Source organism: Paenibacillus senegalensis JC66 (genome assembly GCF_000285515.1).
Taxonomy (GTDB): domain Bacteria; phylum Bacillota; class Bacilli; order Paenibacillales; family NBRC-103111; genus Paenibacillus_L; species Paenibacillus_L senegalensis.
Genome location: NZ_HE610957.1, coordinates 385,419 through 409,192, shown reverse-complemented (window position 1 = coordinate 409,192; position 23,774 = coordinate 385,419). Strand labels below are relative to the sequence as shown.

Annotated in this window: 18 protein-coding genes and 1 pseudogene; 18 read left to right on the top strand and 1 reads right to left on the bottom strand. The window is 49.4% G+C overall.

Translation table 11 applies throughout. From position 1 onward, the window contains the following. Positions 1 to 267 precede the first annotated feature (267 nt). The 15 genes from PSHG_RS02120 (at position 268) to PSHG_RS02050 (ending at position 18,563) form a co-directional block, all read left to right on the top strand. Entirely contained in the window at positions 268 to 525 is a 258-nt protein-coding gene (locus tag PSHG_RS02120) for an HAD family hydrolase (protein WP_010268740.1), read from the top strand. Positions 526 to 656: 131 nt separating this feature from the next. Further along, positions 657 to 2,261 (top strand): ABC transporter substrate-binding protein, encoded by a 1,605-nt coding sequence (locus tag PSHG_RS02115; protein WP_042121297.1) that lies wholly within the window; start codon positions 657 to 659, stop codon positions 2,259 to 2,261. A gap of 3 nt (positions 2,262 to 2,264) precedes the next feature. Next, entirely contained in the window at positions 2,265 to 3,278 is a 1,014-nt protein-coding gene (locus PSHG_RS31160; protein ID WP_010268738.1) for an ABC transporter permease, read from the top strand. Continuing rightward, positions 3,275 to 4,177 carry an ABC transporter permease gene (locus PSHG_RS31155; protein WP_010268736.1) on the top strand — a complete coding sequence of 301 codons (903 nt, stop codon included), beginning with the start codon at positions 3,275 to 3,277 and terminating at the stop codon, positions 4,175 to 4,177. Before PSHG_RS31160 ends, PSHG_RS31155 begins: the two co-directional genes overlap by 4 nt. Positions 4,178 to 4,206: 29 nt before the next feature. Further along, positions 4,207 to 5,343, top strand: a complete 1,137-nt coding sequence (locus tag PSHG_RS02100) for an ABC transporter ATP-binding protein (protein WP_010268735.1) — start codon at positions 4,207 to 4,209, stop codon at positions 5,341 to 5,343. After that, on the top strand, positions 5,333 to 5,959 hold the full coding sequence (locus PSHG_RS02095) for an ABC transporter ATP-binding protein (protein ID WP_010268733.1): 627 nt from the start codon (positions 5,333 to 5,335) through the stop codon (positions 5,957 to 5,959). Before PSHG_RS02100 ends, PSHG_RS02095 begins: the two co-directional genes overlap by 11 nt. 94 nt (positions 5,960 to 6,053) lie before the next feature. Continuing rightward, positions 6,054 to 7,466: an extracellular solute-binding protein gene (locus tag PSHG_RS02090; protein WP_010268731.1), complete on the top strand. Its 1,413-nt coding sequence runs from the start codon at positions 6,054 to 6,056 to the stop codon at positions 7,464 to 7,466. Positions 7,467 to 7,921: 455 nt separating this feature from the next. Next, entirely contained in the window at positions 7,922 to 9,577 is a 1,656-nt protein-coding gene (locus tag PSHG_RS02085) for an extracellular solute-binding protein (RefSeq protein WP_010268728.1), read from the top strand. Between the two features lie 97 nt (positions 9,578 to 9,674). Then, complete coding sequence (locus PSHG_RS02080; protein ID WP_010268725.1) at positions 9,675 to 10,643, top strand: ABC transporter permease; 969 nt, start codon at positions 9,675 to 9,677, stop codon at positions 10,641 to 10,643. A 15-nt stretch (positions 10,644 to 10,658) separates the two neighbouring features. Then, positions 10,659 to 11,537 carry a carbohydrate ABC transporter permease gene (locus tag PSHG_RS02075; protein ID WP_010268723.1) on the top strand — a complete coding sequence of 293 codons (879 nt, stop codon included), beginning with the start codon at positions 10,659 to 10,661 and terminating at the stop codon, positions 11,535 to 11,537. A gap of 129 nt (positions 11,538 to 11,666) precedes the next feature. Beyond that, positions 11,667 to 12,722, top strand: a complete 1,056-nt coding sequence (locus PSHG_RS02070; protein ID WP_010268721.1) for a zinc-dependent alcohol dehydrogenase — start codon at positions 11,667 to 11,669, stop codon at positions 12,720 to 12,722. A 7-nt stretch (positions 12,723 to 12,729) separates the two neighbouring features. After that, a complete protein-coding gene (locus PSHG_RS02065; RefSeq protein WP_010268720.1) occupies positions 12,730 to 14,643 on the top strand; it encodes a WD40 repeat domain-containing protein in 1,914 nt (637 codons plus the stop codon). 244 nt (positions 14,644 to 14,887) lie between these two features. Further along, positions 14,888 to 16,045: a mandelate racemase/muconate lactonizing enzyme family protein gene (locus tag PSHG_RS02060; RefSeq protein WP_010268718.1), complete on the top strand. Its 1,158-nt coding sequence runs from the start codon at positions 14,888 to 14,890 to the stop codon at positions 16,043 to 16,045. 623 nt (positions 16,046 to 16,668) lie between these two features. Further along, positions 16,669 to 17,619 (top strand): coiled-coil domain-containing protein, encoded by a 951-nt coding sequence (locus tag PSHG_RS02055; RefSeq protein ID WP_010268717.1) that lies wholly within the window; start codon positions 16,669 to 16,671, stop codon positions 17,617 to 17,619. Positions 17,620 to 17,786: 167 nt separating this feature from the next. Next, a complete protein-coding gene (locus tag PSHG_RS02050) occupies positions 17,787 to 18,563 on the top strand; it encodes a WecB/TagA/CpsF family glycosyltransferase (RefSeq protein ID WP_010268715.1) in 777 nt (258 codons plus the stop codon). 332 nt (positions 18,564 to 18,895) lie between these two features. Here PSHG_RS02050 and PSHG_RS02045 read toward each other — a convergent pair whose 3' ends face one another. Then, positions 18,896 to 19,300, bottom strand: coding sequence for a VOC family protein (locus PSHG_RS02045; protein ID WP_010268713.1), 405 nt, complete (start codon positions 19,298 to 19,300; stop codon positions 18,896 to 18,898). Between the two features lie 522 nt (positions 19,301 to 19,822). Here PSHG_RS02045 and PSHG_RS26380 point away from each other — a divergent pair. From PSHG_RS26380 to hisA, 3 genes and pseudogenes are all read left to right on the top strand, one after another. After that, a pseudogene (locus PSHG_RS26380) lies at positions 19,823 to 20,679 on the top strand (cation diffusion facilitator family transporter); the annotation flags it as partial. Between the two features lie 393 nt (positions 20,680 to 21,072). Next, the gene (locus tag PSHG_RS02035) at positions 21,073 to 22,869 is read left to right on the top strand and encodes a hypothetical protein (RefSeq protein WP_010268705.1); all 1,797 of its coding nucleotides are present in this window, start codon (positions 21,073 to 21,075) and stop codon (positions 22,867 to 22,869) included. Positions 22,870 to 22,971: 102 nt separating this feature from the next. Next, positions 22,972 to 23,733 (top strand): phosphoribosylformimino-5-aminoimidazole carboxamide ribotide isomerase, encoded by a 762-nt coding sequence (gene hisA / locus PSHG_RS02030; RefSeq protein ID WP_026021140.1) that lies wholly within the window; start codon positions 22,972 to 22,974, stop codon positions 23,731 to 23,733. The last annotated feature ends 41 nt before the right edge of the window (positions 23,734 to 23,774 follow it).

Below are 23,774 nucleotides of genomic sequence, written 5' to 3'. Positions count from 1 at the left end.
TACCCAAAAAAAACCTTGAAGACAGCGGCATCTCTGATGGAAGTCAAGCACTGATTTTTAGATTGAGCCTGAAGAAGGACAGTAATTTTAAGCAGGGCAGCAGCATGAAACAGAACCGCAGCATGAATTAGAGTATTAACTTGCAATAGCGGTGCCGCAGCAAATTTGCGGAAAACGCGACAAAAGCATCTTGTCTAAAGCAGGTTTGTCCCCTACACTTAAGAAACCAAGTATGAAACAGTGAAAACTGCGTAAAGGAGGAAGGTTGTGTATAAGGCTATTTTATTTGACCTAGACAACACACTGCTTGATTATGATCTCTCTGAAATGAATTGTATGAAGCGTGCTCTTCACCAACATGAGGTGATGCCGGAGCTGGCCTGGGAGACGTTCTGGGAAGTCTTTGCACCGATCAATTTTGGATATTGGATCGAGCGGCCGCCCAGAAACGAGTCACCTGCTTTTATCGTTGAGCATTTGGACGAAATTCCTTTGCTGTTGGAAAGGAAGAATCAGGCGGTATGAATGTGGGGTAGTCATAACTGCAATCAAATTGAAAACATGATATACACAAATTTGAGCTGAATAGGAGAGCGAATAACTTGTTCCATTACTGCAGTACCCATACCGGATATAGGCAAGCATGCCGGAGAGCATTGTCTAAAACTATTCCAACAGTTTTTCTTATTCTGGCCGTTCTTTTTATTAGCTCCTGCACATCGCCGGAACCTGTCCAGGGGACGACGGAACACGTTAACAATCCGTCCCGGTCGCTCATTCTGGCAATTGGCCAGGAACCGGCGGAAGGCTTTGATCCCACGACCGGCTGGGGACGCTACGGGTCGCCATTGTTTCAAAGCACGCTTTTGAAGCGGGATGCGGAGCTCTCCATTGTTAATGATCTGGCCTCCGGATATGAAGTGTCAGACGATGGGCGCGAGTGGACCGTTACCCTGCGGGATGATGTGCTGTTCTCAGACGGGCAGCCGCTCACCGCAGAGGATGTTCAATATACTTTTGAAACAGCAGCTAGCAGCGGCTCCGTGGTTGATCTGCAATTACTGGATTCCGTAGAGGCTGTCAACGCGCATACGGTCCGGTTTCTGCTCAAAGAAGCCCAATCTACCTTTGTAGATGTGCTGATTACGGTCGGTATTGTGCCGAAGCATGCACACGGGCCTGACTACTCACGGCATCCTGTAGGATCCGGACCCTATCAATTTGTTCAGTGGGATGCCGGGCAACAGCTGATTGTTGAAGCCAATCCTGAATATTATGGTCCTGTTCCATATTTTAAGAGACTAACCTTTGTTTTTATGCAGGAAGACGCTGCTTATGCTGCCGCACAGGCCGGGCAGGTTGATATAGCCGCTATCCCGGCTATGCTGGCTAAACGGCCGGTAGACGGGATGGAACTGGTTGCACTTGATAGCGTAGACAACCGGGGAATTTCTTTTCCGATGGTGCCTTCGGGGGAAAGGACCGGAGAAGGTATTCCTGTCGGAAATGATGTGACTGCCGATCCGGCAATCCGCAAAGCGATTAACATTGCAGTTGATCGCCAGCAATTAATAGATGCAGTATTTGAAGGCTACGGTACGCCGGCCTATTCTGTTGCAGACGGAATGCCCTGGTGGAATCCGGACACGATCATGGAGGACGGCCGATTTGAGGAAGCGGAGGCGCTTCTTGCCGAAGCCGGTTGGGTGGATGAGAATGGAGACGGCGTTTTGGATAAAGACGGCTTGCGGGCGGAATTCGAGCTCGTCTATCTGGCTAATGATGACTCCCGCCAATCTCTCGCTATTGCTGTAGCGGATTTTTTGCGGCCGCTTGGAATAGACATAAAACCAGTCGCCGGTAGCTGGGAAGACATCGCGAGCAAAATGCATTCACAGGCGGTTATGTTCGGCTGGGGCAGCTATGATCCTCTCGAGATGTACAACTTGTACAGCAGCAAAACAAGGGGAACCGGCTGGTACAATCCGGGCTACTACAGCAACCCGGAAGTCGATCGTTATTTGGACCTCGCCTTGACATCCAAGAGTGAGGAAGAAGCATTGCAGTATTGGCAAAAGGCCCAGTGGGACGGTACAACCGGATTTAGTGCGATGGGGGATGCGCCGTGGGCATGGCTCGTTAACCGCCAGCATCTGTACCTCGTTAACGAGCAGCTCTCCATAGGTACACCGAAAATTCAACCGCATGGACATGGCTGGCCGATTACCGATAATATCGCGGAGTGGCGCTGGAAGGAATAAAAAATGTTGAGCGAATCTAAGAAACGCTTCTGGAAACAGCTTGTTACGTTTGGGCTCGCTAAAGCGCTGCGCCTGGCCCTGCTGCTAACGGCACTTGCCGTCATTTCCTTCTGGCTGGTCAGCCGCTCGCCTATTGATCCGGTACAGGCCTATGTTCAGGCGGATTCGCTGAGAGTCGGGGCGGAGCAGAGGCAGCAAATCGCGGAATATTGGGGGCTCGACAAGCCGCCGGCGGAACGCTTTATCCTCTGGGGAAAAGCTCTGCTGCAGGGCGACATGGGGACTTCCGCGTTTTACCGAGCTCCTGTGGCGGATATTATCCAGGAACGGTTTTTTGCTTCGCTGGCCCTAATGGGAGCGGCCTGGCTTCTGTCTGGACTTATCGGCTTTGCGCTCGGCTCGCTGGCAGGCATGAACAGCGGAACCTGGGTGGACAGGCTCATCAAAGGCTATTGCTTTGTGCTGGCTTCCACACCAACTTTCTGGCTCGGCCTGCTGCTGCTGATGGTCTTCGCGGTCTGGCTCGGCTGGTTTCCGGTAGGGCTTGCCGCACCTGCCGGAATCATTGCCGAAGACGTGACGCTCGCAGACCGGATTCGCCACCTGGCGCTTCCGGCCTTTACCTTAAGCCTGCTCGGCGTTGCTCATGTCACCCTGCATACTCGGCAGAAGGTGCTTGATGTGCTGGCAACTCCTTACATGCTTATGGCCAGGGCGAGAGGAGAACGCGGCTGGCTTCTGTATTGCAGGCACGCTATGCGCAACGTTTCGCTTCCCGCCCTTACCCTGCATTTCGCATCGTTCAGCGAATTATTTGGCGGTGCGGTGCTGGCCGAGCAGGTGTTTGCTTATCCGGGATTGGGTCAAGCCGTTGTGCAAGCCGGTTTACGGAGCGATGTACCGCTGCTGTTAGGCATCGTACTCTGCAGTGCCGTGTTTGTTTTTGCCGGGAATACTATGGCGGATTTGCTTTACCGCATAGTGGATCCCCGGATGCGGGGAGGGAGGAGCCTATGAGCAAGCGATTTTCATCCTTCCGTATTTCATCTGAACCTCATCCCCGCACAGAAGATGCTTCCAAAAGCGCAAGCTTACGCTTCAGGACGCTGCTGAGCGGCGGCCTGGCGCTTGCAGCGCTGCTGATTCTGATAGGTTCCGGCCTGCTGCTTGATCCCGAGCGGCTGTTAACTGCGCCTGACAACCGCAATCTTCCGCCTTCATGGACCTATTGGTTTGGCACCGATTGGCTGGGCAGAGATATGCTGGCCCGGACGATGAAGGGGTTGACGCTCAGCATCGGGATTGGAATGGCAGCCGCGATGCTCAGCGCTTTGGTCGCGCTTGCCCTGGGATTGCTGGCAGGGACGATGGGGAAGCAAGTGGATGCCGCTATTTCCTGGCTGATTGATTTATTCCTTGGCGTTCCCCATCTGGTTGCTTTAATTCTCATCTCCTTCAGTCTGGGCGGCGGGGCCAAGGGGGTATTAATCGGAATTGCACTTACCCATTGGCCTAGTTTGGCCCGTTTGATTCGCGCAGAGGTATTGCAGCTGCGCTCCTCAGAGTATGTGCATATATCCCGGCGTTTGGGGCGAGGCCGCTGGTGGATCGCAACGCGGCATTTTATGCCTCACCTTCTGCCGCAGCTTTTCGTCGGGGCTATGCTGTTATTTCCGCACGCCATATTACATGAAGCTGCGCTAAGCTTTTTAGGATTAGGCTTGCCTCCGCATGAGCCGGCGATAGGCATTATTTTATCTGAATCCATGAGATATATGTCGGCGGGGTTGTGGTGGCTTGCCTTTTTTCCCGGGCTTGCGCTGCTGATTACCGTTGGTTTGGTCGATTGGCTCAGCCGCAATGTACGCCGATGGCTGCAGCCTAGTGCTGCACTCCCTTATATGAATAAACGTTGAAGGGGTTGACGAGGGAAGGAGGAGGAGATATGAATACTATGCTGGCCCATAACGATCAACTTCATCCTGCTGATGATTCAGCAGACTATTCTAGGGCAACTGTGCCGCAGCGTGCCGACCAATATGGGCGGCATTCACCGTTGTTAGAGATTGGACAGCTTGCGGTGAGAATGGAACATTATACAAGAGGGCTGCACAGGCAGAGCTTGCAGGTCATTTCGGACTTGAGCTTGAGAGTAAATGCGGGAGAGATGGTTGCAATCGTCGGAGCGAGCGGTTCTGGAAAAAGCTTGCTTGCCCAGGCGATTCTCGGCATCTTGCCGGCAAATGCAGCGGTATCTGGAAAGATGACTTATGCAGGCGAACCGTTAACTCCTGAGCGGCAAGCCCGATTGCGCGGAACGGAGCTTGCATTTGTGCCGCAGTCGGTCGCTTCCTTAAACCCGCTTATGAAAGCGGGCAAGCAGGTGCGCTTGGCGTTCAGGTCACAGCCTGAGGAGCGGATTCCGGATGACAGCCGCAGCCAGCGGGCCAGCCGCCGATATTTGCTCAGCTCATCTGCTCTGAAATCTTGGCGTGCGCGGCTTAAGGTTAAGCGGCAAGCAGGAGAGGCGCAGCAAAGCGTCTTTGCCCGCTACGGGCTGGACCCCCGGGTGGACCGGCAATATCCGCATGAGCTTTCCGGCGGCATGGCCAGACGGGTGCTTGTCGCTTCCGCGCTTGTCCATGAAGCCAGGCTTATTGTTGCCGATGAGCCGACACCAGGACTTGATCAGGAAGTGATCACGGAAACACTTCGCCATCTCCGTGAGCGAGCCGGGGCCGGAGCAGCTGTACTGTTGATCACGCATGATATTCAAGCAGCCATCCGCTATGCCGACCGGGTTGTCGTCCTCTATGCCGGCACAACGGTAGAAGCTGCCTTGTCAGAAGACTTTACAGGAGCTGGAGAACGGCTCAGGCATCCTTACACGAAGGCCCTGTGGCGAGCTCTTCCGGAAAATGGATTTGTCCCCCTCCCAGGAGTGCAGCCGCATCCGGCGGCACTGCCCCCAGGATGCTTGTTTGCGCCAAGGTGCAGCATGGCTAGCCCGGAATGCCGCTTGGAACGTCCACTGCTGCGCTCATGGAGGGCCGGTGAGGTGAGGTGCATCCATGCTACTTGAAGCAAAGCGGCTCGGATATCGGTATAATGCGCGATGGGTGTTAAGGCAGCTTGATCTAACGGTGCGGCGGGGACAAATCTTAGGACTTACAGGACCTAGCGGAACGGGAAAAACTACACTGGCCCGACTGCTGGCCGGCTACGGCCACCCTCATGAAGGGGAGGTTCTGCTGAATGGCCAAAGCTTGCCCGCGGGGGGATATCATCCGGTCCAGCTTGTTTTTCAGCACCCGGAAACAACACTTAATCCGCGCTGGCTTTTGTCTCAATCGGCAAGTGAGGGCCATGCGATGGATGAATCTCTCCTCGATGCGCTCGGAATTGAAAGAGAGTGGCTGCGGCGCTGGCCCAGCGAGCTTTCGGGAGGGGAATTGCAGCGAATTGCGATCTTGAGGGCCCTAGGTCCCGAGACCCGATTTCTCATTGCAGATGAAATGACTGCTATGCTGGATGCCTTGTCTCAAGCGCAGATTTGGCATGCGGTGCTTACTCTGGCCGAACAGCGCAAGCTGGGTCTGCTCGTGATCAGCCATGACCATGCATTGCTGCACCGGATTTGTCATCAGGTCATTCACCTTGAGCCAATCAATGCTTCCCGCCATAAAGTGGAAAAATAAGAATTAAGTGCCTTGATTAAGTTGACAGGGGAGAACGTATCGTGGAAAATAGAGATGCTGATGTAAATCGACTTAATAATTAGGGGTTTTGTACATGAATAATAAATCAGGGCGACGATCGTTCCAGGAACGTCTCGAGAGCTTTGTCAGTAAAATACGTACCGATATTTTAAACGGGTCGCGTCAAGCGGGCAGCTATCTGCCGTCCGAAAGCACGCTGGCCAAGCAGTTTCAGCTTAGCAACAAATCTGTCCGGAAAGGGCTGGAACAGCTGGTGGAGGAAGGGCTAATCGTTAAAATAGACCGTGTAGGCAGCATGGTCACAGATGCGGTGCAAGAGAAAATCCGCATCAACTTCGGCTGCAACCCGACTTTAAGCAGCGATTTTTTGCTTGATGATCTGCTGACTGAGTTCCATAGGTTAAATCCGGGCATCCATGTTAATCCGATCTCGCTAAACAATTTTGAGCATGTACAGTCTGCTTTGGAAATGATGGAGAGCGGGTTTCTCGACGTTGTAACTTTTAACAGTCTGCAATTTCAGGAGATGGTGGAGCGGGGAATCCACCAGATGCTGGATCCGCTTGAGAATCATGAGGAGCTGTACCCGATTACGTTAGAGGCGTTTCGGCATGAGGAACAGCTATATGCGTACCCGATCTCATTTTCTCCGGTTGTGCTGTGTTACAATCGGGCTCATTTCGAAGAAGCCAATCTAACAGAACCGGACAGCTACTGGACATGGAATGATCTGATTCATGCAGCGGAAAAATTGTCGGAAGCGCGGGGCCGTCATTCCGTCTATTTTGTTCCGGCCTCCGAGAACCGCTATTCCGTCTTTTTACTGCAGGGAGGGCTCCACATCGTGGAGGACGATCTCAAGCGGCGCACACTCGGCCCGCAAACCGCCCATAGCTTGAAAGTGTACAGCAAGCTCGTTAATAATCATACCATCTTCCCGAAATATTTGGCCGGTGATCATGATGATGCCACGATTCCGCTGTTTAAGCAGGGTCAGGTATCCATGGTGCTGACCTCTTATTTTAACTTGAATCAGTTAAGACATTCCCCTCTCGATTATGATGTATCCCCACTGCCGACATTGGAAAGAAGGGATCCGCAAAAGTCCCTGCTGATCACGATCGGAACAGGTATCGTAGCCAGCTCCAAGGTGAAGGATGCAGCCCGCAAGCTGGTGGAGTTTCTTGTCTCTACGGAAGCTCAAACCGTCATTCGCCAACGCACCGTAAGCATACCGGCGAAGAAACAAATAGCGGAGATGCAGGTGACAAACGAGCTGAATCGTCCATCCCGCTATTTGATGTACAGGGAGCTGCTGCCGACCTTCTTCTATCATCGCGAGCTTGGCATTCCGATCAAAGTGCTGCGAAGGTTTAACCGCAGCCTAAACGCATATTGGTCTAATATGATTGATGAGCAGACGCTTCTGGATGAACTCGGCAAATGGTATTCCGAAGCTAACGCTCCGGCGCAAGTTTTTAATTAAAATTCTACATGAACCCGAAGCTGATTTCACGCTTTTGAAAAATCCGGGATGCAATTAATGTAAATCTAGTTGATGGAGTTGTTATTTGGACTTAATTTGGACATCAGATTTGAAATGCTGACCGCATGCAGGTTTCGGGCTGTGTGCGGTTTTTTGCATGCATATTTCGACAAAAATTTCATTGACAACGCTTACAGCTAATCATATAATCGAAATACATCAGTTGTATATCAGATAAAGGGTTTATATTGCATTTATTAAACGGGTTGTGAATCAATTAGGGCAGCAATATAACTCTCTTCTGGCTATCAACGGCAGATTTTTAAAAGGAAAGGAAGTGGGTCAGTTAACAAGCTCCTAGTGATTGGTGATGTACATGTGCTGGGAGTAATGATTGTTCTGATGTATATGTGGTGATGGTTAACTTTATTCCTAATGGGGAGGTCAAGCAATCAATGAGTGCAGTCAACAATAAAAAGAATTATGTCATTGTCTCTTTAACATTGGCTTTACTATTATCGGCATGCAGCAGCAGCAATAATGGAGGATCAGCTCCTAGCAGTTCCCCGAGCGGTGAATCTGCTCCGCCGTCATCATCCGCAGAGAAAAGAGACGTCGGCGGCTTGCAGGTGCCGATCGTGGATGAGAAGCTCACCTTGTCGCTGTGGTCTCCAGCTGGAGGTAACTTCAGAGGGACGAACTTTAACGAGAAGCTCTCCTTTCAGAAGATGGAAGAAAACACAAATATTCATATTGATTTCCAGCATGCCTCCGAGGCGAGTGAAGAAGCTTTTAACTTGCTGATGTCATCCGGGCGATTGCCTGACATAATTTATCACTCTGCCTGGGATAAAGAAGCTGCCAAGTATGGGAATCAAGGGGCTCTGCTTCCGCTGGAAGATTTGATTGATGAGCATGCACCTAACCTGAAAAGAATTTTGGATGAGAATCCGGAGATTCGCGGACAAATTACATCTCCCGAAGGTCATATCTATTATCTGCCGAACATCATGCTTAACAGCGATAACTTGACGCAGATGTTTCCGCAAGTCAGGCAGGACTGGCTGGATAAGCTTGGACTGGATGCGCCGGAGACTACTGAAGATTGGTACGAAATGCTGAAAGCTTTCAGAGAAGGCGATCCTAATGAAAACGGTTCGCAAGATGAGATCCCATTGGTTACGGTTTCACTCAGAAATATCATGTATCTGTTTGCTCCGGCATTCGGCGTCGATATGGATTTCTTTGTGGAAAACGGTGAAGTGAAGTACGGTCCTTATGATCCCCGCTTCCAGGAAGTAGTTGAGTATTTGAATCGACTTTACGAAGAGCGCTTGCTGGATACGAATTATCTGGTCGATACCACCTTCCAAAGCTTGACGGAAAAAGTAACGACAGACGTGGCGGGCGCCTGGTTTGGCTGGGCCGGCTCGTACATGGGTAACTTTACAACTCTGATGGAAGGCAAGCACGACACATTTAAAATTGTACCGGTTGCTCCTCCTAAAGGACCGCGCGGCGATCAGCGTCATGTTTCCTTCCGTTATCCGGCTGCTGCCTTGGGACTCGCCGTCTCTTCCCAAACCAATCATCCGGAAGAAGTGATTAAGTGGCTCGATTATCAATATTCCGAAGAAGGAATTATCTTGAACAACTTCGGTGTTGAAGGAGTTTCCTACGATCTTGTGGATGGAGAGCCCGTGTATAAAGATGAAGTGCTGTATCCGCAAGATGGATTAACGAATACGCAAGTTCTGCTTAACCATACGATTGGCGGCGGAAGCTGGGCTACCGTTGAAGATCCGCGTTATTCCAGACAAATTCAAACAGCTAATGGACAAACCGAAAATCCATTAATTAACTTTGCTGATTATCTGGACTTTGATTTCAAACTGCCGCCTATTCAATTCACATCAGAGGAAAGCGATATCGCCGTATCGGGAATGGCGGACATCCAGACTTATGTAGACGAAACGATCAATGCGATCATTATGGGTCGTACCCCTGTAGAACAGTACCCTTCCGTAATCGAGCGTTTGGAAAGCATGGGTATTGAGAGAGTGTTGGAGCAGTATCAAGCCGCTTACGATCGTTTTGTGGATAGTCAATAAGTTAACGTTTTGCTGAAGAGGCGCCTTCCGAGGAAAGTAACGGGAGGCTGCCTCCTCCTTCTATCAAGAGAAAGTCCTCCCGGAAAGGAGATAACTCATGGCTTCGTCAACCAATCTAGGTCCGAGCAATCCCGCCAGTCCAAGCAAGAAGTCGTCTTTTTCCAGAAAGCTGAAGCCGATTATCGCTAACCGCTATCTGTATCTGATGCTTGTACCGGTCATTATATATTTTATTTTGTTTGAATATAAACCGATGTATGGCGCCATTATCGCCTTCAAAGATTTCAATCCTTTTCGCGGAATATGGGACAGCCCATGGGTCGGATTTAAACATTTTGAACGCTTCTTCGAAAGTTATTATTTCTGGAGATTGCTGCGCAATACGTTTTTGATCAGCTTCTACTCTCTGATCATTATTTTCCCGGCTTCGATCGGGTTCGCGTTATTATTGAACGAATTGCGGGTTAAAGCTTTTAAATCTGTAGTTCAAACGATTTCTTACCTTCCGCATTTTATTTCTTTGATCGTTATTTGCGGAATGATTATCGACTTTACTAAGCCAACGGGCATCATTAACAGTCTTCTGATGAATATTGGCTTGGTGAAGGAACCGCTATCGTTTTTGATTTTGCCGGAATGGTTCCGTACTATTTACGTGGGTTCGGGATTATGGCAGAGCATCGGCTGGAATTCGATTATTTATTTGGCTGCTTTATCCGGCATTAACCCAAGCTTGTATGAAGCAGCAGTAATGGACGGCGCAGGCCGTTTCAAGCAGCTTATTCATATTACACTGCCAGGAATTCTGCCTACGATTATGATTTTGTTTATTCTCAACATCGGGCAATTACTTAACGTGGGCTGGGATAAAATTATCCTGCTGTATAACCCTGCAACTTATGATACAGCTGATGTCATTTCTACATTCGTATATCGCAGGGGGATCATGGAGGCGGACTATAGCTTTTCGGCAGCTGTAGGTTTATTTAACTCCGTCATTAATTTCACCTTGCTGGTGATTGCTAACCGCATCAGCCGAAAAACAACCGAGAGCAGCTTATGGTAAAGGAGGGGAAAGAGCATGGTCGTTAAACGGAGTATAGGTGAGATTATATTCGACACTTTCAATGTTATATTTCTTGCCGTATGTTCATTCTTGTTTTTATATCCGATGTGGTATGTGCTGGTTTCCTCCTTTAGTGACCCGTACGCGATTGCCTCGGGACAGGTAACCTTCTGGCCAGTCGATTTTTCACTAAGCTCTTACAAGCTGGTATTCAATGATAAAGATATTTGGAATGCATATGGGAACACGCTGATCTATGTAGTGGTAGGGACCGCCATTAACCTCGTAGTCACCACATTGGGAGCTTATCCGCTTTCCCGGAGAGGACTGCAGGGCAGAGGATTCATTATGGCTTTCATCGTCTTTACAATGTTTTTCAGCGGTGGTCTGATTCCAGCCTATTTGAACATCCGCGATCTTGGCTTGTATGATACCCGCTGGGCGATATTGCTGCCTGGTGCGATCAGTGCCTTTAACCTAATCGTGATGAGAACGTTTTTCCAGTCGATCCCAGATAGTCTGATTGAGTCGGCGAAAATTGACGGGGCTCACGATTTCCGCGTACTGTGGACGATTGTGCTTCCTTTGTCGATGCCGGTTATCGCCGTTATGACTTTGTTCTATGCTGTAGGCCATTGGAACAGCTGGTTTAACGCGATGATTTATTTGCAGGATCGTTCCTTATTCCCGCTGCAGCTTAAGCTCAGGGAAATACTGATTCAATCCTCTGCGCAAAACATGCTTACCGGAACCGGTATAGATGAAGCGCAGCGCATCAGTGAGTCGCTCAAGTATGCAACGATTATCATTGCTACCGTGCCTATTTTGGTGATCTATCCTTTCCTGCAAAGGTTTTTCGTCAAAGGTGTCATGATTGGCGCGATAAAAGAATAAAGAGTGAGCTGGCCTGAACAACCGTTGAAGAAAGATTGGTCAACAGGGGGCTTTGCTTGCAATAAACAACCTTGAAAATACTCCTAACTTTCAGGATTGTACAGTAGTTGGGACAGGAAGGAGAAGGATATGAAAGCCGTTGTATCTTATCAAGGAAACATCAGCATGTCCAACGACATGCCGCAGCCGCAGCTGGAAGACGGCTTCCTTCTGGTGCAAACTGCTTATTCAGCTATAAGTCCCGGAACGGAAATGATGATGAATGGACATTATTACTCCAAACCCTTTATACTGGGCTACAGTGCCGCGGGAATTGTAAAGGAAACTAAGGGAGATTCTGTCACGTTAAAAAAAGGACAGAGGGTAGCCTGCTACGGGGCCCCTTATGTCAAACACGCCGAGCTGTTGGCCGTACCCCGGCATCTCGCTGTTCCGATACCGGACCATGTATCACTGGAGGAAGCTTCGACGGTAGGGCTTGGAGCAATCGCTATCCATTCCTTGCGGCAAGCCAATCTTCAGTTTGGTGAATTACTGTTATTGATAGGAGCCGGCATCCTGGGACAAATCACGGCGCAAATCGCTCAAGCAGCTGGCTATCAGGTCATTCTGTACGATTTGCTCGAGGAACGCTGCCGCATAGCTAAGGAGCTTGGTATACGCCATGTATGCAGTTCGGCGAAGCAAGTGGATGAAACGATCAAGCTGCTTTCTGACGGAGAAGGCGTGGATGCTTCATTGATCTGTGCAAGTGACAAAACGGGAAGCCTTATGGACCATTCGCTTGAACGGCTCCGGGATCGCGGCAAAGTTATCGTGGTCGGCGATATGAAAATGGAGTTCAAGCGAGAGCTGATGTTTACCAAAGAAGCGCAAATTTTAATCTCTAGAGCGGGCGGCCCCGGACGTTATGATCCTATGTATGAAAAACAGGGCATTCCCTATCCGGTCGGCTATATCCGCTGGACGGAAGGGCGGAACATGGCTGAGTACATCCGGCTTCTAGCGGAAGGCGCTATTCAGGTGGCCCCGCTATTAACGAATGTACATCCGGTAGATGAGTGTGCCCAAGTGTATGAGCAATACCGGGAAAACCCGCATTCTATTCTCGGCGCTGTTTTACAATACCCTCTGGCGACTGAACTGAAGACCGGGCAGGAAGTAGAAACGACATTAGGGAGATGATTCGAACATGCCGGCAACCCGTATCGGTATGCCACTCGACGGTTTAGCTATCTGGGCTTCTGCCTACGGCAAGGAAGACGGTCAGGATCGCATTTATGCTGTGTCCTCGGGCAAGCCTTGCGTTCTGTTAGTTATCGATCCCCATAATGAAACTTTGGTGGAGCGTTTCCCGCTAGAAGGCTCCGACCATTGTTGGGGAGTCGTTAACACCCCGACAGGCGTATACATTGGAGGCAGCGGGATTTTGTACCGCTACACTCCCGCGAAGGGAGTCGAGGATCTGGGGACGATGATCGAAGGAGAGTATTATACTTGGCGATTAGCCGCAGATGAGGACGGTAATGTGTATGGGGGATGCTTTCCCGGCGGAAAGGTGTTCCAATATAACCCTCATACCGGGCTGTTCCGGGATTATGGAGCTATTGTCGAAGGCGAGCAGTATGCCCGTTCGATGGCGCCTCATGGTAAAACGCTGTATGTGGGAATGGGAACGAAAGCCCCTCATCTGATCGCCTTGGATACTGTCAGCGGGGAGAAACGCTCTATTCCGTTGCCTGAACGCTGCAAGGGGGAGCAGGTGATTTACGATTTGGACATTGTATATCCGAAGCTGTTAGCCCGAGTTACCCCATCCAGTGTGCTGCACGTATACGATCTTGAACAAGAACAATGGGTGGACGAATTGGAGAACGCTAGCGGATTAAGTGTGTCACCGCCAGATCCTGATGGCCGCGTTTATTTTATAAAGGATGATTATTTGCACCGGTATGATCCGCAAACTGGAGAATTGAAGGCTACATCCTGCAGGCAGCCGAGCCCGGCTGGAGATTACGGGTGGCTCGATGGTCACTCTCTGAATCGTCATTACCCTTGTCTTGTCGGAGTAAACCGGGATGGCAGCTACTGGGTATTCGATCCCGAGCATGAAAGCTACCAGCATTACGATTTACAGCTTACCGGGCAGCCCGTGGCGATTCAGTCATTGACGCCAGGACCGGATCACGATATCTATATTGGAGGTTATTTCACCGGAGGACTGGCAAGATATGATGTCCGCAGCGGGGAGCTGCAGCAGTTCAAAGGAATAGGACAGACGGAAGGCCTGATTTCCGGACAAGGGAAGCTGTACCTCGGCGTCTACCCTAAGGCGATTGTATATGAATACGATCCGAAGCAGCCGTGGGTGAAGGAGCAAAATCCGAAACGTTTATTTTCCCTGCAAAAGGAAGAGCAGGATCGTCCGTTTGCCTTGGCCTGGGCTGGCAAAGAGCTCGCGATCGGCACCGTAAGCGGCTATGGCCGGCTGGGCGGAGCGTTGACATTGTATGATCCGGAGAGCGGCCAGTATGAAGTGTATCGCAACGTCATCGATCAGCAAAGCCTCATTTCACTTGCGGTTCATGACGGCATTCTGTATGCCGGCAGCTCCGTATTTGGGGGGCTTGGAGGAGCGCCTTCGCAGAAGGAAGCGATGATAATGATGTGGGATATCGCGGCGAAGAAACCAATCTGGCGCGGAGTTCCTGTTCCGGGTGAGAAAGCCATTTCAGCGTTGGCAGTAGATGACCAGGGATATATGTGGGGATTGACAGCCGGCAAGCTGTTTCAATTCGATCTCCGAACCCGTGAGACCGTAATGGTTAAGGAGATTGCCCCTTTTGACTGGGCGGATGTAGGGCATTTTTGGCGTGGAGGAAGATTGAACTGCAAGCAAGGAAATGTCTACGGGTACAGCCTCCACACTTTATTCCGCTACAATCCGGCAGAGGATCATCTTGATGTTTTGGATGAGGATGCCCATCTCTTTGCTGAGGATGAATACGGCAGATATTACTTCGCAAGAGATACCGAGCTGTATCAGTATGAGGACGAGATAACGAAACAGACAGGCTCCGGGCCGGATGCTGCGGAGATGGAGTGAACGGAAGCAGTTTGACCGAAGAGTGATAGGGATGGAGAGAAGCTATGTTGGGACCTGCTGACCGAAAATGTTCAAAAGCTATGCGAAGAGGCCATTGAGAATACTTCTGGAGGTTCATTTCACAATCTGCAGCTGCTGGAAGGATTTCTCATCGGAATGCAGAAATTAGTATGTAGAACATCTTAAGAAGCATTCGGATCTCGGTCTAAATCGTAGAAGCTTACTTCTAAATGGAGGCAGCAGGATGAAAATTACCGATGTCAAAACCTACATTGTCGGCAACGAATGGAAGAACTGGGTATTCACTCAAGTGGAGACGGATGAAGGCGTTACCGGATTAGGGGAGGCTACGGTTAACGGCTTCGCCAAAACGACGGAAGCGGCCATTCATGAGTTGAAGCGGTTCGTTATCGGTATGGACCCTTTCGACGTGGAGCAAATCTCGCTGAAGCTGTTCCGCGACTATTATTCTGACGGGGGCCAAATCCAGGGCGCTGCCCTGGCGGGGATCGAGTACGCTTGCTGGGATATTATGGGCAAGGCGCTTAAAGTGCCGGTCTACAAGCTGATCGGCGGCAAATGCCATGACCGTCTGCGGGTATATGCCAATGGGTGGTACCGGGGAGCGAGAACGCCGGAGATGTTTTACGAAAAAGCGAAGCAGGTAGCAGCCAAAGGCTACACGGCTCTAAAATTTGATCCGTTCGGGGCTGCCTGGAGAGCAGTGGACCGGAGTGATTTCCAACTTGCTATTGAAATCATCGCGGCAGTTCGCGATGCCGTAGGACCTGAACGGGACATCTTGATCGAAGGGCATAACCGATTCAGTGTGCATACGGCTCTGCAATTTGCCGAAGCCATGAAGAAATACGAGCCCACATGGTTTGAGGCACCGGTGCCTCCACAAAAAATCTCGTCCATGATCGAGGTAGCCAAACGCAGTCCGGTACCGATCGCCTGCGGAGAGGATTACTACTGCCGGGAGCAGTTCTCTGAGCTGCTGATGCATAACGCAGTTCATATCATCCAACTGGAGCCGCAGTACCTGGGGCTGACCGCTGCCAAGCAAATCAGTGCTATGGTTCATGCACACAATGGAGTCATTGCTCCGCACAGTGCGCAAGGCCCGTTATGCTCGCTGGTATGTGCGCATTTGAATACGGCTACGCCTAATTTCTTCATCCATGAAATTTTCGATGATTTCAACAATGACTGGACTCAGCACATTATTACTAACCCGGTGCAGGTCAAGGACGGCTATATCGAGCTAAGCGACCGTCCGGGCTGGGGAGCTGAGCTTAACGTAGAACTTGCCCGGCAGCATCCTTATCATCCGGGACATTTCCTGCCCTTGTTCCGGGAAGGCTGGGAGACAAGGCTGGTAGTTCCGGACGAGGGGTAAAAAGTCGCTTCGCCATACGTGAAACCGGCAGCTTTCATTATGCAACTAGATAGGCTCTTGAACGAGAGACGGACAGGATCTGATCTCTCGCTCAAGGGCCTGTTTTTTATTGGACGAAAAACAGCATAGGCATGTATGCCGTAATGGAAAACCAGCTGCCTTGGCGTGCCCGATATGACTAAAGGCGTAGCGTGATGGAAACCGAAGCCGTTTCCTGCCGTAGTACTTAATTAATGGCGCTTAACTAACAGTACTTAACAACTAATGCTCAACAAACAGTACTTAACTTAATTGATAGTACGAAACTAACAGTACTTCACAGACTAGTCGTGCTGAACAAGGTGGAAATCGGTGCAATGAGCCGTAGCATTTTACAGAAGCAGAGATATTAATCATCAAATTGGGCTCACTCTAATAATTAGAGGTTGTCAGTTAAGATAGCAAAAGCGGAGGGGAAAAGGGAGTCCAAGCTTTCCGAAGGAAAGCAACTTCGGGAGCATATGCTAACAGCGATCGGAGGCCCCTCATTCCCCGTAATGATATCCTCCTTTGTTGTCAACCACTAGTTTAAGTTTTGAGCCTCAAATTGGGTAATTTATTTTTTGCTAAGAGGTGAAATTGAGATGCCTTATATAGATTGGGAACGGCGATATGAGGAGTGGGCGGAAGCCAGCCAGCTAGAAAGAAAGTGGCGGAACGAGCTGCAATCGCTGGAAAAGGAGATTGAACAGCAAAAAGAGGAAGAGGCCTACTGGAGACGAAAATTAAGGGAGTACAGTCATGAGCGGGATAAGCTCGACAAGCTGTCCTGGAGCAATTTATTTCATACCCTGACTTTGAAGAAACGAGAGCAGATTAATGAGTGGGATGAAGCGGTTGTTCGAGCCAAGCTGAAGTACGAGGAGACCGCAGCCACCGTCCGGGATATGGAGCAGGAAATTCAGGAGAAACGGCAATCCATCCTGCAGCTAGGTGATCTTGAGCGTAAATACAACCGGCTGTTAGAGGAAAAAAAGCAGCTAATTGAAGACCACAATTCGATCATGAATGAAAAGCTGTATACTATGCTGCAGGAAAAAGAAGTGCTGCGGGCTTATCTCAAGGAGCTCCGGGAAGCGATTCATGTTGGAGAAACGGTCATATCGGCATTGCAGCAAGCGGAAAGAAGCATGGGATCTGCAAGAAACTGGGGGACCTATGATATGCTGGGCGGAGGAATGATTGCTACGGCGATCAAGCGTTCGAAGATGAATGATGGCAACAGCTATATTCACGAAGCGCAAAAGCGAATGCGGCGATTCGAGAAAGAATTGCAGGATGTTCAGCATTATTCGCAGGATTTCAAAGCGGAAACGGGCTCGCTTTTAACCTTTGCCGATTACTTTTTTGACGGCTTAATTGTCGATTGGCTGGTACAAAACAAAATCGTAAATTCTCTTAATGAAGTCAACAGGCAGATCCGTAATGTCAGCTCGATTTTGAACCAGCTTCGCCAGCAGGAGAGAGTTGGTCAGTCAGAGCTTGAAGGAAAGCAAGCGGCATACAAATCTATGATTATCAAGGCGGGCTCCTAGTGCTTGTTTGAGTTAGGAAAGACATGGTGAAAAAAAGCAGCTTGCTCAAGCGGTAGCTGGTGACATAAGCGGTAGCCGGTGGCTCAATAGCGTCCTACCCAATCCTTATGGAGTATGGTATAGTAAACCGTGTTTGTCATGTTTTCTTGAGTATGGAGGGAGAAAAAGTGGCTGCGAATTCGGTAGATTCAAAGAAAATTCAAGTGCTTGGCGTCCCAATAGCGAAATATACGCTGCAGGAGACCGTGGATTTGCTGCTTACTGAAATTGTGGCGAGAAGACAATCGCGCCTTTCTTTATTTCATGTTATTACGGCAAACCCGGAAATTGTGATGAAGTGCCAGAGTGATGTGGAACTGAGGACTATTGTACATGACGCTGATCTGGTTACCGCAGACGGAATAGGCATTGTCCTGGCAGCACGCTGGAATAAGACCCCGATCCAGGAAAGGGTAACCGGCTACGATCTGCTGATATCGTTGTTGGACCAAGGGGAGCGGATCGGGCTGTCGTTGTATTTTCTCGGTGCGGATGAACATACGAACCGGACTGCGGTGGAGAAAATCGCTAAGAAGCATCCGGGGCTAAGGATCGCGGGCAGACATCACGGCTTTTTCACTGATGATGAGGAAGCTCAATTGATTGAAGACATCAGAGCTAAGCAGCCGGATCTTCTCATTGTTGCATTGGGGGCGCCCAAAGCAGAGAAGTGGATAAAGCGCCACAAGGACTCGTTAAATACCTTGGCTGCCGTAGGGGTTGGCGGAAGTCTCGATGTCATTGCCGGTAAAGTAAAAGAAACACCGCAGCTATGGAAAAAGCTGAATGTGGAGTGGCTGCACCGCTTGCTTACCCAGCCCTCACGTTGGAGAAGACAGCTCGTACTGCCTGTTTTTGCTATGAAGGCATTTTGGTCGGCGAGGCTGAGCCGTTCTACTCGTTGAATAATGGCCGCATACTCGTTGAATTGCGCTGCATTCTCGATAAATAATGGCTGTATTCTTGTTGAATAAATGATGCATATGGGCATCCCAATTTGTGTTGTCAAGTGTACATAAGATTGCTTGAAAATAGTCAGATGTTAGAGAAGGATTACAGAAGGGGCAGAGTAGAATCAATATCGGATTAAAAAATGCAATTGGATGCAGCATCGTGCAAAATTTCGCACCGCGCGCAGATCCCAGCGCCGCTGCAGACGCTCGACCACGCCTGCAGCGGGCAGCAATGGCCTGCAAGTTGCAAAAAGGCTTTTTACCCGTTGTCCCAATTGCTGAAATCATGCTTCAAGGTTGAACTGCCATCCAATACCAAACTTGTCCGTTAAGTAACCGTAGCACTTGCTCCAGGAGGTTTCCTGCAGCTCCATCTTTACATCGCCGCCTTCACTAAGCTTATGGAATGCATCCCTGATAGCTTGTTCGTCTTTGCTGACAAAAGCTAGCGAAATATTGTTGCCCTGTTGATAAGGCATTCCGGGAAACGTATCAGAGAACATCAAGTCGCTTCCGGCTATCGTTAGTTTTGCATGCATAACTAAATTTTCGCTGCCTGGCGGAAGTTCATCTCCATGCTGTGAGCCAAAAGTTATAATTTCAGGCTCCTCCAGTCCAAATACGCTTGCATAGTACAAAACAACCTCGCGGGTATTTCCATCAAAGTTTAGATACGGGTTTAACGGCATCGTGTTCACTCCTCAGCTTAGTATAAGGATACTATTTCCACCCACATTGTAGCATGTCCTTCCCTAAAATCCTATTCTTCCAGAGCTAGAATGACTTATTCAGCGTTTTCGGTATTTTGCATAAAACTCAGCTAAAGCTTTGCAAACCCAACAAGTGATCGCCTCTCAACGGTTTATTTTGTTAGGCGTTTTATTAGGCGGTTTGTTAGGTTATTTTGTTATGCTTTAACCTCGACTTTAATTGCTTATAAGGAAATAATTGCTGCCAATAGGGGAATAATAAGGCAGGCTGTTCCCGGTGTCGTTTTGCTCTGCGTAACCCTGCCTATAGCGGCAACCTGTAAGCTGCAATCGCTCAGCCATAATGCACACCGCAGTAATTCTAGCACGAAGCGGTGATTTCCTAACAAGCGCGGCCAGCCGGACAGCGTTTGAATGACTAGAGGCTCCCGTGTTTCCAGAATGGCCCTAATTGCAGCAGCTGGTCCGTCTGGTACAAGCTGAAAAGAAAGTGGGTAACCGATGCATCCATCCAGAACCGCATTTCTTTCCGTAATGAGCAATACATTCGTAGTCTCGCTGAAATTTATTATTGGCCTGGTCACAGGTTCTGTAGCTATTTTGTCGGAAGCCATTCATTCTTTTCTTGATTTGGCTGCCTCTATAATCGCTTTTTTTCCGTACGCTTCTCAGCCAGGTCCGCTGACCGGGGTCATCCTTACGGCCATGGCAAAATTGAAAATATTTCTGGAACAATTGAAACACTGCTCATTTTCGTGGCGGGTTTATGGATTATATATGAGTGCATCCATAAACTGCTGCAGCCGGAGCCTATTCACCTCCCTTGGCTAGGGATCGGAGTCATGCTGTTAGGAGCGGTTATTAATTTTATCGTGTCCCGAAAAGTATCCAGAGCGGCGGAAGAGACGCACTCGATGGCGATGAAGTCTAATGCCCTGCATTTGCTGACCGATGTATATACCTCGTTAGGTGTAGCGCTAAGCTTGGTCTTGGTGACCTATACCGGCTGGTATGTGCTCGATCCTTTAATCGGAATTGTACTTGCCTTATATATCATGAAGGAAGCTTTTCATTTGACAAAGGAATCGTTCCCGCCGCTGTTAGACGCGAGCTTGACCGAAGAGGAAGAAATGCAAATTACAGAAATCGTTAAACAATTTTGCGACCGTTATTTAGAGGTGCATGACCTGCGTACCCGCCGCTCCGGACCTAACGAATTTATTGACTTCCACCTGGTGCTTGCTTCCGGCACCTCGATTGAGGAGGCGCACCATTTATGTGACGATATTGAACAAGCAATCAAGAATGTTTTTAACCGGGCACAAGTGTTTATTCACGTCGAGCCTGAGCATGAAAAAATCCATGACTCGGATGATGCACCATCACCCCTTTTATTCGGGGATGAAATCGGGCATGGCCACCCGGAGACGGAGAGGCGATCTGAGCCTGCCAGGGAACGATAATCTTTGTACCGCAAGTTAATAGTGAATTTAAAAGTTAATTTGAGCCCTCGGCTCACCTTAAAGATCATTCAATGCAGCAGGACGAATGATCTTTTTTTGTCATTGATCTTTTTTTGTACCATTATTGGACAGTATCTAGGGATAGGCAGCGGATGGGGAGGGTGGTATACTGATCGCGAATAGCTTCAATAGAATGATTTTTTTCGTAAGGGCAAGGAAAGGCTTCGTTTTCGGCTTTCGTGAGTAAAAGGCAGTGACCACCCTATAGATAGAAGGGAAGAAGAAAAGATGACAATACCATCCTTGCTTACTGATATGCAGAAAATGCTGAAGGCGTATGAAAAGATTATTGGCACGTGGGTAAGCGCAGAAGGCTCACTGGATGATCCTTACGAGACGGAGTACCGTGAAAATTATGCGCCCGCCAACGCAGCGGTTATCCTGGCCTACTTGTGCCGCTTCAGCAATACTCCCGGCAATGACAATGCCAAGCAGTTGCAGGAGCTGCTGAGGAAGATGATAGCTAGATCGTTAGAGCTGCTTCAGGACAGAAACCAGGTGAATCCGTTCTGTCGGGTATTTTTATATCATTATAGTCTGATGGCTATGCTGGTAGCGCCGGAGCATGAACGGGAGTTGTTATTATCGGAGTATTCGGATGCATTCGCTAAATATGTAGATGATTGTGATGTTATCAATACGAACTGCTCAGCTTTGCAGTGGGCGATGGAGCTTTTTACGGAACTATTGGACATTCGCAAAGCCGATCGGTCCTTATTGGATCACCGGTTGGCTTTTATTTCTTCCGCCCAGCTATCCTCAGGCTTTATTAATGACGAAGTAGACTCTAGTGGAGCCAAAGACGGGATGCCGATTGCTTATCACGCCTTTACTTTGTTTATTTTAAATTCCGCCCTTTCTTTAATTCGTCACTGGCCGCAGGCTTTGCTCGAACAAAAGCAAAAAGCCGAGTCGATTGTCGACCGCGGGATGGGCTGGCTGGAGCATGCGGTTAGTTTGGATGGAACGATGGCGATGGTGGGCCGCAGCAGTCATCAAATGTTTACCTGGGGCGCTTTAGTTGCACTGGTTGCCGGTCGCCTTGTTCGCCAGGAGAAGAAACAGTCAAAGGAAGGAGGACATCATTTGTATACCAGCTCTTTGCTGGAAAAGGCCTTCACCTATTGGCTTCCGTTTAAACAAGCAGATGGGACCTATAGCTGTACGCCCAATCATTGGCCGCATGCCTTAAGAGTTGGATATGAGAGCTATACTCATTTAAATATGTACAATTTGCTAGGGTTAACCGGCATTGTTATTGCGGCCGAAGCGCTGGGCGAACATGCAGGCAACGGGGGCTCTTCCCTGGAGGAGCTAGCAGAGCTGCCAGCTGGTGATCCGTCAGAGGTTTGGATGGACACCGAAAGCGGTTACGCTTTTTATCGCAGCGGGGGGCAATTTTTCGGCTGTACTCTCCGCATGCATCATCGCCAGTATGCGCCAGCTATGCAGGTGTTTCATGTGCGATTGGAAAATCAATCACTTCCCTTGGCCGAAGCCCGGTTGCCTGGGCTAGGGACAACGGCGGTCAGCGCTAATGAGGATGGCATATGGGAAGGATTTGTTGTAGAGGACTCCACTGGACAGCTGTACTATCCCGATAGCAGAAGCAATGTTGAAGCGGTGCCGCTTCCGGACGGGTTGGAGCTGTCGGTGGAAACAAATATCCTTCAATGTGTCAAAGCGATAAGGATAACAAAACAGGGGATCGAGTGGACGTATACCCTCAAGACCAATATAGCGCTAAATCGGGTCGAGCAAGTCGTGCCGCTCATCGTTCATAATGGGCGTCATGCATTGACCTATTCTAAGGCAGAGAAGACATACCTTGAATGTATATATGCCGGTAAACGCTATTCCCTATACAGTGAAGGTGCCGCAGAAATTCAGGTGGATCTTAAGCGATCCATCTTGTCCCCGAGCGGCGTCTCGTCGAAAGCGCGGATTAAGATGAGTGCGCCGTTGGCTGCAGGGGAAGCCGTGAAGTGGACGACAAAATTGGAGATAGTTAGGGCAACATCCTGAGAATAGCAAACTATCCGTACATTCTTCCCGGCGCCGGGGTGTCAACTTGAAGACACTGTGATAAAGTAGAGACAGGCTATGGGGAAGGGGAAAGCAGAAAGCATGCAATTTAGACCTTGTATTGACCTGCATGAGGGAAAAGTTAAACAAATTGTCGGCGAGACGTTAACGGACAAGAATGAAGAAGTAGTCGAAAATTTCGTGTCGGAGTTTGATTCTGCCTATTATGCAGAATTATTTAAGCGGGACGGGCTAAAAGGCGGGCATGTTATTATGCTTGGTCCGGGTAACGAAGCTGCCGCTTTGCGGGCGCTGGAAGCCTATCCCGGGGGACTGCAAATCGGCGGGGGCATTCACGCGGAGAATGCAGCATTTTACCTGGAGCGTGGAGCTTCTCATGTCATCGTCACCTCCTATATTTTTCGCGATGGCCAGCTGAACGAGGAGCACCTGGAAAGGATTGTATCCGAGGTTGGCAAGGAGAAGCTCGTTATCGATTTAAGCTGTAAAGCCAAGAACAGCAAATGGTATGTAGTGACCAACCAGTGGAAGCAGTTCAGCGATTTTGAGGTCAATCCGGAAAATATACGCTATCTCGAGAACCGCTGCAGTGAATTTTTGATACATGCGGTAGACGTCGAGGGTAAGCAGCAGGGAATTCAGAGTGAGCTGGCCAAAGCGTTGGCCGATTGGGTTCAATTGCCGACTACTTATGCCGGAGGAGCCCGCTCTTTAGCGGATGTGCAGCACTTTTATGAGCTGACGGCAGGGAAGCTGGATATAACGATCGGAAGTGCGCTTGATATATTTGGCGGCAAACAGTCCTATCGTGAGGTCCTCGATTACTTTGCTGCATTAACCTGAGTCAAGGCAATGTTCCTTGCATTAACTGGCGAGCTATGTAA

Excerpts from the sequence above, each read along its gene's own strand:
- PSHG_RS02060 (WP_010268718.1), top strand. The coding sequence starts at position 14,888 with ATGAAAATTACCGATGTCAAAACCTACATTGTCGGCAACGAATGGAAG.
- PSHG_RS02055 (WP_010268717.1), top strand. The coding sequence starts at position 16,669 with ATGCCTTATATAGATTGGGAACGGCGATATGAGGAGTGGGCGGAAGCC.
- PSHG_RS02085 (WP_010268728.1), top strand. The coding sequence starts at position 7,922 with ATGAGTGCAGTCAACAATAAAAAGAATTATGTCATTGTCTCTTTAACA.
- PSHG_RS02045 (WP_010268713.1), bottom strand. The coding sequence starts at position 19,300 with ATGCCGTTAAACCCGTATCTAAACTTTGATGGAAATACCCGCGAGGTT.
- PSHG_RS31155 (WP_010268736.1), top strand. The coding sequence starts at position 3,275 with ATGAGCAAGCGATTTTCATCCTTCCGTATTTCATCTGAACCTCATCCC.
- PSHG_RS02070 (WP_010268721.1), top strand. The coding sequence starts at position 11,667 with ATGAAAGCCGTTGTATCTTATCAAGGAAACATCAGCATGTCCAACGAC.
- PSHG_RS02065 (WP_010268720.1), top strand. The coding sequence starts at position 12,730 with ATGCCGGCAACCCGTATCGGTATGCCACTCGACGGTTTAGCTATCTGG.
- PSHG_RS02095 (WP_010268733.1), top strand. The coding sequence starts at position 5,333 with ATGCTACTTGAAGCAAAGCGGCTCGGATATCGGTATAATGCGCGATGG.
- PSHG_RS02100 (WP_010268735.1), top strand. The coding sequence starts at position 4,207 with ATGAATACTATGCTGGCCCATAACGATCAACTTCATCCTGCTGATGAT.
- PSHG_RS02090 (WP_010268731.1), top strand. The coding sequence starts at position 6,054 with ATGAATAATAAATCAGGGCGACGATCGTTCCAGGAACGTCTCGAGAGC.
- PSHG_RS02035 (WP_010268705.1), top strand. The coding sequence starts at position 21,073 with ATGACAATACCATCCTTGCTTACTGATATGCAGAAAATGCTGAAGGCG.
- PSHG_RS02075 (WP_010268723.1), top strand. The coding sequence starts at position 10,659 with ATGGTCGTTAAACGGAGTATAGGTGAGATTATATTCGACACTTTCAAT.
- PSHG_RS31160 (WP_010268738.1), top strand. The coding sequence starts at position 2,265 with ATGTTGAGCGAATCTAAGAAACGCTTCTGGAAACAGCTTGTTACGTTT.
- PSHG_RS02080 (WP_010268725.1), top strand. The coding sequence starts at position 9,675 with ATGGCTTCGTCAACCAATCTAGGTCCGAGCAATCCCGCCAGTCCAAGC.
- hisA (WP_026021140.1), top strand. The coding sequence starts at position 22,972 with ATGCAATTTAGACCTTGTATTGACCTGCATGAGGGAAAAGTTAAACAA.